The sequence below is a fragment of the Streptomyces sp. NPDC059695 genome (assembly GCF_042733785.1).
In the GTDB taxonomy this organism is placed as follows: Bacteria; Actinomycetota; Actinomycetes; order Streptomycetales; family Streptomycetaceae; genus Streptomyces.
In genome coordinates, this window is the sequence record NZ_JBHWFF010000048.1 from 8,603 (window position 1) to 19,094 (window position 10,492).

Consider the following 10,492-nt stretch of genomic DNA (forward strand, 5'->3'; position numbering starts at 1 on the left):
CGCGCCTCCGAACACAAGCCGGGGGTTGTGTTTGTTTCTTCGGTGGTGCTTTTTTGGCGCGTTGCCCCCGCCGCCTCCCCACCCCCCCCCCCTGTCCAGGCGGTCACGGGCTTCTTCGCGTCCGGTGGCCCTTGTGGGTGCGCCCCCTCGCGCTTTATAGTCAAGATGACTCTTAAAGAGATCGGAGGTGAGCCCCGCCGTGAACAGCCGGTGGACCTGGACCCACGGGGGTGGACCAGGTCTCGACGTCCCTCCGGTGCGCCGCACGAAGCGCACCGAAGGGGCCCGGCCGCCCGCGGCGGGGACCACGCCATGACGCGCTACGGCCACGGCCTCGTCCCCGGCAGGTTCCTTCCGCCGCACGCCGGCCACCACCACCTCGTCCGCACCGCACGCGACCGCTGCGAGCGCCTCACCGTGCTCGTCCGCCCCTCCGCGGCGGACACCCTCCCCCTGGAGGACCGGGTCGCCTGGATGCGCGAGATCCATCCGGACGTCCTCGTCGTCGGCGGCGAGGAGTACGCCGGCCCCGAGCGGGTCGACGCCGTCTTCACCGCGGACCCGGACGGAGACGAGCCCGGGCGCCGGCTCGGCGCCGAGACCGTGCCCCTCGACCGGGCCATCCCCCTGACCGGCGCCGCCGTCCGCGAGGACCCGGCCGCCTTCTGGGACTTCTTCGAGCCGCCGGTACGGGCCGCGCTCACCCGGCGGGTCGTCGTCCTCGGCGCCGAGTCCACCGGCGCCACCACCATGGCCCGCGCCCTCACCGACCACTACCGGCGGCGCGGCGGCGTCTGGGCCCGCACGCGGTGCGTACCGGACCACGCGGGCGAGTACCGGGCCCTCAGGCCCGCCGAACCCCTGCGCTCCTCCGACTTCCCCGTGATCGCCCAGCGCCAGTCCGAGCTGGAGGAGGCGGCCGCCCGGGACGGCTCGCCCGTCCTCTTCTGCGACGCCGACGCCTTCGCCGCCACCATCCGGCACGAGCGCCACACCGGCACCGCCAGCCCCGCCACCTGCGAGATCGCCGCCCACGGGCGCCGCCACCTCTGGCTGCTCACCGACCACCGGGGCATCGACCGCGCGGACGACACCGATCGGCTGCGGCCCTGGATGACCGCGCGCCTCCTCACCCAGCTCGCGCACACCGGCCGCCGCACGGCCGTCCTCACCGGTCCCCACGAGGAGCGGCTCGCGGCCGCCGTCGCCGCCGTCGACGGGCTGCTCGCCGAGGGCCGGCACCTCACCGAACCCCTGCCGGAGCTCCGATGACCGCCCACCGCGCCCCCGAGGGCTACGACCCGTACGCCTTCGCGCCGTTCGCCGTCACCGTCGACCTCGCCGTCCTCACCGTCCGCGAGGAGCGGCTCCACGTCCTGCTCGTCGAGCGCGGCCAGGAGCCGTACGCCGGATCCTGGGCGCTGCCCGGCGGGTTCGTCCTGCCCCGCGAGTCCGCCGAACGGGCCGCCCGCCGCGAACTCGCCGAGGAGACCGGATTCTCCGGGACCACCGTCGCCGGACTCCACCTCGAACAGCTCCGCACCTACACCGAACCCGACCGCGACCCGAGGATGCGGGTCGTCTCCGTCGCCTTCACCGCCCTCGTGCCCGACCCGCCCGAGCCGCGCGGCGGCGGCGACGCGGCCCAGGCCCGCTGGATCCCGTACGGGACGCAGGGCGGGCTCGCCTTCGACCACGACCGGATCCTCGCCGACGCCCACGAACGGGTCGGCGCCAAGCTCGAGTACACCTGCCTGGCGACCGCCTTCTGCCCGCCCGAGTTCACCCTCGGCGAGCTGCGGCAGGTCTACGAGACGGTCTGGGGCGTCGAGCTCGACCGCCCCAACTTCCGGCGCAAGGTCCTCACCACCCCCGGCTTCGTCCAGGCCGTGGAAGGACCACCGCGCCTCACCGGCGGACGGGGGAAACCGGCCGCTCTCTACCGGGCGGGAGGAGCCACCACCCTCCACCCGCCCCTCCTGCGACCGGAAGGACGCACCGCATGAACCTCACCCGCACCGCCACCAAGCAGGCCGCGACCGGCTCCCTGATCGGGCTGGCGCTTGGCGACGCGCTGGGCCGGCCCACCGAGTTCAGCGAAGTACCGCTGATCATCGGCTGGTACGGCCCGTGGCGGCAGATGGCGCTCCCCGAGAACGGCCGCGTCACCGACGACACCCAGATGACCCTCGCCTTCGCCCGCGGCATCCGCACCGCCATGGACCGGGGCGTGCTCGCCCCGGAGCGGCTCGCCCCGCCCGTCCGTGACGAGTTCGTCGACTGGTACCACTCCCCGGAGAACAACCGGGCCCCCGGCACCACCTGCCTGCGCGCCTGCGGGCTCCTCGACGGCGACCGGCCCTGGCAGGACGCGAGCCAGATCCACTCCAAGGGCTGCGGCGCCAACATGCGGGTCGCGCCCATCGGGCTCGTCCCCGGGCTCAGCGACGAGCAGCGGGCGGGCGCCGCACAGCTCCAGTCCGGACTGACCCACGGTCACCCCACCGCGCTCGCCGCCTCCGACCTCACCGCCCGCGCCGTGCACCTGCTCGCACAGGGCGTCGACCCGGCCGGGCTCGTCGGACGGCTCCGCTCGTACGCGTACGACAACCGCTCCGTCTACCGCGAGCACTGGCTCGGCGACCTCTGGACCCGCTCCCAGGACCCCAGCGCCCTCCACTTCGTCCAGCGGGGCTGGGACGAGTGCCTCGCGGTCCTGGAGCGCCTCGACGCCGTCCAGCGCTCGGCCGATCCGGAGCTCGACCCCTGCGCCTACACCGGCGACGGCTGGATCGCCGAGGAGGCCCTCGCGACGGGACTGCTCTGCTTCCTGCTCTTCCCCGACGAGCCCCTCACGGCCCTCCGCCGCGCCGCCTGCACCCGCGGCGACTCCGACTCGATCGCCGCCCTCGCGGGCGCCTTCGCCGGCGCGCACCTCGGCGCGGACGCCTGGCCCAAGGAGTGGGCGGAGCGCGTCGAGTACCGCAGCGACCTGCTGACCTTCGGCGCGCTCTGGGACGCGTGAGCCATGACCCTCACCCTGGACCCGGACCGGGACCTGTCCGCCGTCGTCGCGGAACAGCCCGACCCCCTGCTCTTCGCGACCGTCTCCGGCGCGCACCTCTACGGCTTCCCCTCCCGCGACTCGGACGTGGACCTGCGCGGCGCGCACCTGCTGCCCGTGGACGCCCTGGTCGGCCTCCGCGAGCCGGAGGAGACCCGCACCCGGATGTGGGACCGGGACGGCGTCGAGATGGACCTCGTCACCCACGACCTGCGGAAGTTCGCCCGGCTGATGCTGCGCCGCAACGGCTACGTCCTGGAGCAGCTCACCTCCCCGCTCGTGGCGCACACCACGGAGACCCACGCCGAGCTGGTCGCGCTCGTGCCGGAGCTGCTCACCCGCCACCACGCCCACCACTACCGCGGCTTCGCCGGGACGCAGTGGCGGCTCTACGAGAGCAGCGGCGAGCTCAAGCCCCTGCTCTACACCTACCGGGCACTGCTCACCGGCATCCACCTGATGCGCTCCGGCGAGGTCCAGGCCCACCTGCCGACCCTGGTGGGGGAGGTGGCCGAGGCTCCCGCGCGGCTGCCCGGGCTCGTCGCCGCGAAGGCGGCGGCCGAGCACGGGCGGGCCGACGTCGACCCCGAGGCCGTACGGGCCGAGACGGAGGCCCTCCACGGCCTCCTGGACGAGGCCCAGGCGGCCTCGGAGCTGCCCGGGGAGGTGCGCGTCCACGACGCGCTGCACGACCTCGTCGTACGGGCCCGGCTAGAGCACGCTCAGGGCTGAGGCCCGGCGGGCGCGGATCAGGAAGTCCTGGATCCGGGGTTCGTCCGGGGCGGCGGGGAGCGGGGTCCTGTCGTGGGCGCGGTCCGCCTCCTCCTGGAGCCGGTTCATCCAGGACTCGACCTCCGGCCACGCCACCTCGCCGCGCTTGACCGCGAGGAGGCGGTCCCGGTCCTCGCCGACGTCGAGGCGGAGCTCGCCCGTGCGCAGCAGGTCGCGGCAGCTGGTCAGGAGCCGCAGCAGGTGCATGGCGTGCTTCCAGCGGGGGCTGCCGTACTGGCGGACGTCCGCGTCCAGCTTGCGGCGCTGGCCGCCCGCGTACCGCACGAAGGTCTGGTGGGCCCGGCGCGACAGGAAGGCCCCGCGCAGCGAGAGCAGCTCGCGGCCCAGCTCGTCGACGTGCTCGACGACGGGGGAGTGGAGGCACTCCAGGACGTTCGGGTTGTTGCGCAGGGCGAGCTCGCAGAAGCGCTCCAGCTCCCAGCTGAACTGCTCCTCGCCCGGCCCCTCCACATGGGCGGGAGGCTTGTCGAAGTGCCAGAAGAGCGGCGTCGGGGCGAGGTAGACACCCCGCACGTCCGTGTCGCTGTCCTCGGTCGCCAGACCGAAGGCGCGCGAGCCCATCACGCAGGAGTAGATCGTGTGCTCGCGCACCAGCTCGTCCGGAGTCATGCGGGGCAGATTACGCCAGGGTGATCGAATCCCCCGAGACGACGATCTGCTCGGCCGGGAGGGGCCGGGGAGCGGGGCCGGCCGCCACCGAGCCGTCGGCGATGCGGTACTTGGAGCCGTGGCAGGGGCAGTCGATCGTGCCGTCCGCGACCTTGTCCACCGTGCACCCCTGGTGGGTGCAGATCGCGGAGAACGCCTTGAACTCGCCTGCCGAGGGCTGCGTCACGACCACCTTCCGCTCCGCGAAGACCGTGCCGCCGCCGACCGGGATCTCGGAGGTCCTCGCCAGCGGGGCGGCGCTCGGCGCCGGGGTGCCGGCCGGTTCCGTGCCGGGCGGGGTGCCCGTGCTCGTACCACCGCCCCCGTCGCTTGATCCGCAGCCCGTCGTCAGGGCCGCCGCGGCGAACAGGACAGTACGACGTGTCGTGGCGCTCGAAGTCATGCCGCCAGCTTCGTCGCGCACCGCCCCCGGGGCCCGCAACACGCCTGCGCGCGCGGCCGGGCTCCCCCGCACGGCCGTCCCCGCCCCGCCGCTACCCCGAGTGGCGGAACACCCCGCCCCGGGTGACATTGGGCGTGTTCCGTACCGGACGAAAGGCAGGACCATGGCGGGCAACGACCTCGGAAGTCTCCTCGGCAGCCTCCTCGGCGGAGGCGGCGGCGCCGGGCAGAGCGGCGGCAACGTCCTCGGCTCCCTCCTGGGGGCGCTCATGGGCGGGCAGGGCGGCAGCGGCGGCAACGGCTCGAACCCGCTCGGCGGTCTGCTCGACATGCTGACCAGGTCCAGCCTCACCGACCAGGCCCGGTCGTGGGTCGGCACCGGCGAGAACCAGGCCGTCAGCGGCGCCCAGATCGCCGAAGCCCTCCCCGACGAGACCCTCCGGAAGGTCGCGGCGGAGGCCGGGGTCAGCCCCGAGCAGGCCGCCGACGAGATCGCGCAGTCGCTGCCCCAGGCCGTCGACAGGCTGAGCCCGAACGGCTCGCTGCCCCAGGGCGGCTCCCTGGAGGACATCATCCGGCAGCAGCAGCTCTGACCACCCCACGGCGCCCGCCCCGTCTCGGAGGGCGGGCGCCGCGGTGCGCCGCCCCCGCCCCTGACTAGGCTGAACGGAGCACTGACGCAGGCGAAGGAGCACGACGTGGCGGTACGAGCGGTCCGAGGAGCCGTCCAGCTGGAGCGGGACGAGGCCGGGCACATGCGCGAGCAGGTCCAGGAGCTGCTCGCCACCGTCCTCGAGCGCAACGGGCTCACCACCGACGACCTGATCAGCATCTGGTTCACGGCCACGCCCGATCTGCACAGCGACTTCCCCGCCGCCGCGGCCCGGCACATCGGGATCGTCGACGTGCCCCTGATCTGCGCACAGGAACTCGACATCGAGGGTGCCATGCCGAGGGTCGTCCGGCTGCTCGCCCACGTCGAGACCGAACTGCCCAAGTCCCGGATCGCGCACGTCTACCTCGGCGCCGCGGCCGCCCTGCGCAAGGACATCGCCCAGTGAGAACAGCGCTCGTCATCGGAACCGGACTGATCGGCACCTCCGCCGCCCTCACCCTGGCGGGCCGGGGCGTCACCGTCCACCTGCGCGACCACGACCCCGCCCGCGCCCGCACCGCCGCCGCGCTCGGCGCGGGCACCGACGAGGCGCCCGAGGGCCCCGTGGACCTCGCCATCGTCGCCGTGCCCCCGGCGCACGTCGCCGCCACCCTCGCCGACGCCATGAAGGCGGGCGTGGCCCGCGGCTACCTGGACGTGGCCTCCGTCAAGGGCGGCCCGAAGCGGGAGCTGGAGGCACTGGGCCTCGACCTCACCGCGTACATCGGCAGCCACCCCATGTCCGGCAAGGAGCGCTCGGGCCCGCTCGCCGCCACCGCCGACCTCTTCGAGGGCCGGCCCTGGGTCCTCACCCCCACCCGGGACACCGACACCGAGGTCCTCAACCTCGCCCTGGAGCTCGTCGCGCTCTGCCGGGCCGTGCCCGTCGTCATGGACGCCGACGCCCACGACCGGGCCGTGGCCCTCGTCTCCCACACCCCGCAGCTGGTGTCCTCCATGGTCGCCGCGCGCCTGGAGGCGGCCGAGGAGTCCGCCGTACGCCTCTGCGGGCAGGGCATCCGCGACGTCACCCGGATCGCCGCCTCCGATCCCCGCATGTGGGTCGAGATCCTCTCCGCCAACCCCGGGCCCGTCGCCGACGTCCTGTCCGGCGTCGCCGCCGACCTCGACGAGACCGTCCGCGCGCTGCGGTCCCTCCAGTCCGCGTCCGCCGACGAACGGCGCGACGGTGCCACGGGCGTCGAGGACGTGCTGCGGCGCGGCAACGCCGGCCGCGCCCGCGTCCCGGGCAAGCACGGCGCCGCCCCCGCGGCCTACGAGACCGTCGCCGTCCTCATCAGCGACCAGCCGGGCGAGCTCGCCCGCATCTTCGCCGACGCGGGGCGCGCGGGCGTCAACATCGAGGACGTCCGCATCGAGCACGCGACCGGGCAGCAGGCGGGTCTGGTCCAGCTCATGGTCGAACCGTCGGCGGCGCCGTCGCTGAGCACGGCCCTCCAGGACCGAGGCTGGTCCCTCCGCACGACCTGAGCCGCTGCCCGCGTGGGCCCGCGCCTTCGCCCGCATGTCCGTCGCCCGCCGCCCGTGTGGGCCCGCCGCCGCTGCCCGTGTGGGCAATCGTCCCGCTGGGGCGGGACGGGTGGGCACACGGGACGGCGCCCTTCGCGGCGCCTCCGCGTTCCGCACCTGGACCCGCACCACCAGGGCGCCGTCACCATGGGTGCGGGTTCAGGCTCAGCAGCCTCCCGCGCCGGCAAGGGCGCCGTTCCGTTGTGCCCACCCGTTCCGCCCCAGCGGAACGATTGCCCACAACGGCGGGGGTGGGCACCGCCCCGGCGGAACGATGGCCCACAACGGGGGTGGGCGCCGCCCCGGCGGAACGATGGCCCGCAACGGGCGGGGCGCAGCCCCGGCGGACCGTGGGGCCGAATGGGGGTCGGGGACTCGGTAACCTTGTGGGGGTCCCCCGCATCCCGCCGGGCCCTACCGTTCACCCCAGGAAGGTGTTCCCACCGTGGAATCCGTGATCGTCGCCATCGACGGGCCCTCCGGCACGGGCAAGTCCAGCACCTCCAAGGCGGTCGCCGCCAAGCTGGGGCTGAGCTACCTGGACACCGGCGCCCAGTACCGGGCGATCACCTGGTGGATGATCAGCAACGGCGTCGACGTCTCCGACGCCGAGGCCGTCGCCAACGCCGCCTCCAAGCCGGTCATCGTCTCCGGCACCGACCCGGCCCGGCCCACGATCACCGTCGACGGCGCCGACGCGTCCGGTCCGATCCGGACCGAGGAGGTCACCTCCAAGGTCAGCGCCGTCAGCGCCGTCCCCGAGGTGCGGAGCCTGATCACGGAGCTGCAGCGGTCCATCGCCCGCGGCGCCGAGGTCGGCATCGTCGTCGAGGGCCGGGACATCGGCACCACCGTCCTGCCCGACGCCGACCTGAAGATCTTCCTCACCGCCTCGCCCGAGGCCCGTGCCGCCCGCCGCTCCGGCGAGCTCAAGGGCGTCGACGTGCACGCCACGAAGGAAGCCCTGATCAAGCGGGACGCGGCGGACTCCAGCCGCAAGACCTCCCCGCTCGCCAAGGCCGGCGACGCCGTCGAGGTCGACACCACGGACCTCACCCTGGACCAGGTCATCGAGTGCGTCGTCACCCTGGTGGACGAGAAGCGGGTGGCCGCCCGGTGACCGTGCCCTCCCACAAGGGCGCCGCTGTCGGCAGACGCATCGGCATCGGGCTGATGTACGGCTTCTGGAAGCCGCGCGTCCTCGGCGCCTGGCGGGTGCCGGCCTCCGGCCCCGTCATCTTCGCCGTCAACCACGCGCACAACATCGACGGCCCCATGCTCATGGGCACCGCCCCGCGCCCCGTGCACTTCCTCATCAAGAAGGAGGCGTTCGTCGGCCCGCTCGGCAGTTTCCTGGAGGGCATCGGGCAGCTCAAGGTGGACCGGGAGTCGACCGACCGCACGGCGATAGCCAACGCCCTCGGTGTCCTGGACCAGGGCGGCGTCCTCGGGATCTTCCCCGAGGGCACCCGCGGTGACGGCGACTTCGCCTCGCTCCGCGCGGGCCTGGCGTACTTCGCCGTCCGCAGCGGTGCGCCGATCGTCCCCGTGGCGGTCCTGGGCAGCACCGACCGCCGCGGCCGGCTGGTCAAGGCGCTGCCTCCGCTGCGCGGACGCGTCGACGTCGTCTTCGGCGACGCGTTCGAGGCGGGGGACGGCTCCGGCCGCCGGACCCGCAAGGCGCTCGACGAGGCCACCGTACGGATCCAGAAGAAGCTCACCGCCCACCTGGAAAACGCCAGGCGCCTCACCGGGCGCTGAGCGACACTCTCAGTAGTGGCTCCCACGGCTCCGGCCGCCCGGGACCACCGACCACGAATGATCAAGGAACGGACTTCATGAACGACCAGCACGACCACGGGGCACTTGGCGACGCCGAGTACGCGGAGTTCATGGAGCTCGCCGCGGAAGAGGGCTTCGACGTCGAGGACGTCGAGGGCGCGATCGAGGAGGCCGGCCACGGCCCGCTCCCCGTTCTCGCCGTCGTCGGCCGCCCGAACGTCGGCAAGTCGACCCTGGTGAACCGCATCATCGGCCGCCGCGAGGCCGTCGTCGAGGACAAGCCGGGCGTCACCCGCGACCGCGTCACCTACGAGGCCGAATGGGCCGGCCGCCGCTTCAAGGTCGTCGACACGGGCGGCTGGGAGCAGGACGTCCTCGGCATCGACGCCTCCGTCGCCGCCCAGGCCGAGTACGCCATCGAGGCCGCCGACGCCTGTCTCTTCGTCGTGGACGCCACCGTCGGCGCCACCGACACCGACGAGGCCGTCGTCAAGCTGCTCCGCCGCGCCGGGAAGCCCGTCGTCCTGGCCGCCAACAAGGTCGACGGCCAGTCGGGCGAGGCCGACGCGGCCATGCTCTGGTCCCTGGGCCTCGGCGAGCCGTTCCCCGTCTCCTCGCTGCACGGCCGCGGCACCGGCGACCTCCTCGACGAGGTCCTGCGGAAGCTGCCCGAGGCCCCCGAGCAGCGCTTCGGCAACGCGGTCGGCGGCCCCCGCCGCATCGCCCTCATCGGCCGCCCGAACGTCGGCAAGTCCTCCCTGCTCAACAAGGTGGCGAACGAGGACCGCGTCGTCGTCAACGAGCTGGCCGGCACCACCCGCGACCCGGTCGACGAGCTCATCGAGCTCGGCGGCGTGACGTGGAAGTTCGTCGACACGGCCGGCATCCGCAAGAAGGTCCACCTCCAGGAGGGCGCGGACTACTACGCCTCCCTGCGGACCGCGGCCGCCGTCGAGAAGGCGGAGGTGGCCGTCATCCTCATCGACACCACCGACAACATCTCGGTCCAGGACCAGCGCATCATCACGATGGCGGTCGAGTCGGGCCGCGCCATCGTCATCGCCTACAACAAGTGGGACGAGCTCGACGAGGAGCGCCGCTACTACCTCGAGCGCGAGATCGACACCGAGATGCAGCAGGTCGCCTGGGCGCCCCGGGTCAACGTCTCCGCCAAGACCGGCCGCCACATGGAGAAGCTGGTCCCGGCGATCGAGACCGCCCTCGCCGGCTGGGAGACCCGTGTCCCCACCGGCCGGCTCAACGCCTTCCTGGGCGAGATCGTCGCCGCCCACCCGCACCCCGTGCGCGGCGGCAAGCAGCCCCGCATCCTCTTCGGCACGCAGGCCGGCACCAAGCCGCCGCGCTTCGTGCTCTTCGCGTCCGGCTTCCTGGAGGCCGGCTACCGCCGCTTCATCGAGCGCCGCCTGCGCGAGGAGTTCGGCTTCGAGGGCACCCCGATCCACATCTCGGTCCGGGTGCGCGAGAAGCGCGGGCGCAAGAAGTAGTCCCCGCGCGACGACACGAACGGCGGGTGGGCGGGGCCGCCAGTCGAGCGCCCCCCCCCCCGCCCACTCCCCCCCCCCCGCGCCCCACCGGGGCCCCCCCCCCGCCCCCCCCCC

12 protein-coding genes and 1 pseudogene are annotated in these 10,492 nt (G+C 74.0%); 11 read left to right on the plus strand and 2 right to left on the minus strand.

All coding sequences use genetic code 11. From position 1 onward, the window contains the following. Positions 1-211: 211 nt before the first annotated feature. From ACFV2S_RS34905 to ACFV2S_RS34925, 5 genes and pseudogenes are all read left to right on the plus strand, one after another. Positions 212-304, plus strand: a pseudogene (locus tag ACFV2S_RS34905) (nicotinamide riboside transporter PnuC); the annotation flags it as partial. An 8-nt stretch (positions 305-312) separates the two neighbouring features. Continuing rightward, positions 313-1,272, plus strand: a complete 960-nt coding sequence (locus tag ACFV2S_RS34910) for an AAA family ATPase (RefSeq protein ID WP_385569043.1) — start codon at positions 313-315, stop codon at positions 1,270-1,272. After that, a complete protein-coding gene (locus ACFV2S_RS34915) occupies positions 1,269-2,006 on the plus strand; it encodes an NUDIX domain-containing protein (RefSeq protein WP_385569048.1) in 738 nt (245 codons plus the stop codon). Before ACFV2S_RS34910 ends, ACFV2S_RS34915 begins: the two co-directional genes overlap by 4 nt. Next, positions 2,003-3,025 carry an ADP-ribosylglycohydrolase family protein gene (locus tag ACFV2S_RS34920; RefSeq protein WP_385569053.1) on the plus strand — a complete coding sequence of 341 codons (1,023 nt, stop codon included), beginning with the start codon at positions 2,003-2,005 and terminating at the stop codon, positions 3,023-3,025. Before ACFV2S_RS34915 ends, ACFV2S_RS34920 begins: the two co-directional genes overlap by 4 nt. Positions 3,026-3,028: 3 nt before the next feature. Beyond that, a complete protein-coding gene (locus tag ACFV2S_RS34925) occupies positions 3,029-3,796 on the plus strand; it encodes a DNA polymerase beta superfamily protein (protein WP_385569057.1) in 768 nt (255 codons plus the stop codon). On the opposite strand, the gene ACFV2S_RS34930 is transcribed toward ACFV2S_RS34925, so the two are convergent. Both ACFV2S_RS34930 and ACFV2S_RS34935 read right to left on the minus strand, forming a co-directional pair. Continuing rightward, complete coding sequence (locus tag ACFV2S_RS34930; protein WP_385569061.1) at positions 3,776-4,465, minus strand: DNA polymerase beta superfamily protein; 690 nt, start codon at positions 4,463-4,465, stop codon at positions 3,776-3,778. The two genes, ACFV2S_RS34925 and ACFV2S_RS34930, sit on opposite strands and share 21 nt — an antisense overlap. Positions 4,466-4,475: 10 nt before the next feature. Continuing rightward, the gene (locus tag ACFV2S_RS34935; RefSeq protein WP_385569066.1) at positions 4,476-4,907 is read right to left on the minus strand and encodes a Rieske (2Fe-2S) protein; all 432 of its coding nucleotides are present in this window, start codon (positions 4,905-4,907) and stop codon (positions 4,476-4,478) included. 163 nt (positions 4,908-5,070) lie between these two features. Here ACFV2S_RS34935 and ACFV2S_RS34940 point away from each other — a divergent pair, with 163 nt between their 5' ends. The 6 genes from ACFV2S_RS34940 (at position 5,071) to der (ending at position 10,378) form a co-directional block, all read left to right on the plus strand. Next, on the plus strand, positions 5,071-5,499 hold the full coding sequence (locus ACFV2S_RS34940; RefSeq protein ID WP_385569071.1) for a YidB family protein: 429 nt from the start codon (positions 5,071-5,073) through the stop codon (positions 5,497-5,499). 105 nt (positions 5,500-5,604) lie between these two features. Beyond that, a complete protein-coding gene (gene aroH, locus ACFV2S_RS34945; RefSeq protein ID WP_385569074.1) occupies positions 5,605-5,967 on the plus strand; it encodes a chorismate mutase in 363 nt (120 codons plus the stop codon). After that, positions 5,964-7,052, plus strand: coding sequence for a prephenate dehydrogenase (locus ACFV2S_RS34950; protein WP_385569077.1), 1,089 nt, complete (start codon positions 5,964-5,966; stop codon positions 7,050-7,052). Before aroH ends, ACFV2S_RS34950 begins: the two co-directional genes overlap by 4 nt. Before the next feature lie 484 nt (positions 7,053-7,536). Next, positions 7,537-8,211 carry a (d)CMP kinase gene (cmk, locus tag ACFV2S_RS34955; protein ID WP_383801947.1) on the plus strand — a complete coding sequence of 225 codons (675 nt, stop codon included), beginning with the start codon at positions 7,537-7,539 and terminating at the stop codon, positions 8,209-8,211. A 53-nt stretch (positions 8,212-8,264) separates the two neighbouring features. Next, complete coding sequence (locus tag ACFV2S_RS34960; protein ID WP_385569177.1) at positions 8,265-8,852, plus strand: lysophospholipid acyltransferase family protein; 588 nt, start codon at positions 8,265-8,267, stop codon at positions 8,850-8,852. 77 nt (positions 8,853-8,929) lie between these two features. Beyond that, positions 8,930-10,378, plus strand: coding sequence for a ribosome biogenesis GTPase Der (gene der, locus ACFV2S_RS34965; RefSeq protein WP_383801953.1), 1,449 nt, complete (start codon positions 8,930-8,932; stop codon positions 10,376-10,378). Positions 10,379-10,492: the final 114 nt, after the last annotated feature.

Bases quoted from the DNA above. Each gene is read 5' to 3' on its own strand.
- ACFV2S_RS34910 (WP_385569043.1), top strand. From the start codon at position 313: ATGACGCGCTACGGCCACGGCCTCGTCCCCGGCAGGTTCCTTCCGCCG.
- ACFV2S_RS34915 (WP_385569048.1), top strand. From the start codon at position 1,269: ATGACCGCCCACCGCGCCCCCGAGGGCTACGACCCGTACGCCTTCGCG.
- ACFV2S_RS34920 (WP_385569053.1), top strand. From the start codon at position 2,003: ATGAACCTCACCCGCACCGCCACCAAGCAGGCCGCGACCGGCTCCCTG.
- ACFV2S_RS34925 (WP_385569057.1), top strand. From the start codon at position 3,029: ATGACCCTCACCCTGGACCCGGACCGGGACCTGTCCGCCGTCGTCGCG.
- ACFV2S_RS34930 (WP_385569061.1), bottom strand. From the start codon at position 4,465: ATGACTCCGGACGAGCTGGTGCGCGAGCACACGATCTACTCCTGCGTG.
- ACFV2S_RS34935 (WP_385569066.1), bottom strand. From the start codon at position 4,907: ATGACTTCGAGCGCCACGACACGTCGTACTGTCCTGTTCGCCGCGGCG.
- ACFV2S_RS34940 (WP_385569071.1), top strand. From the start codon at position 5,071: ATGGCGGGCAACGACCTCGGAAGTCTCCTCGGCAGCCTCCTCGGCGGA.
- ACFV2S_RS34960 (WP_385569177.1), top strand. From the start codon at position 8,265: ATGTACGGCTTCTGGAAGCCGCGCGTCCTCGGCGCCTGGCGGGTGCCG.
- der (WP_383801953.1), top strand. From the start codon at position 8,930: ATGAACGACCAGCACGACCACGGGGCACTTGGCGACGCCGAGTACGCG.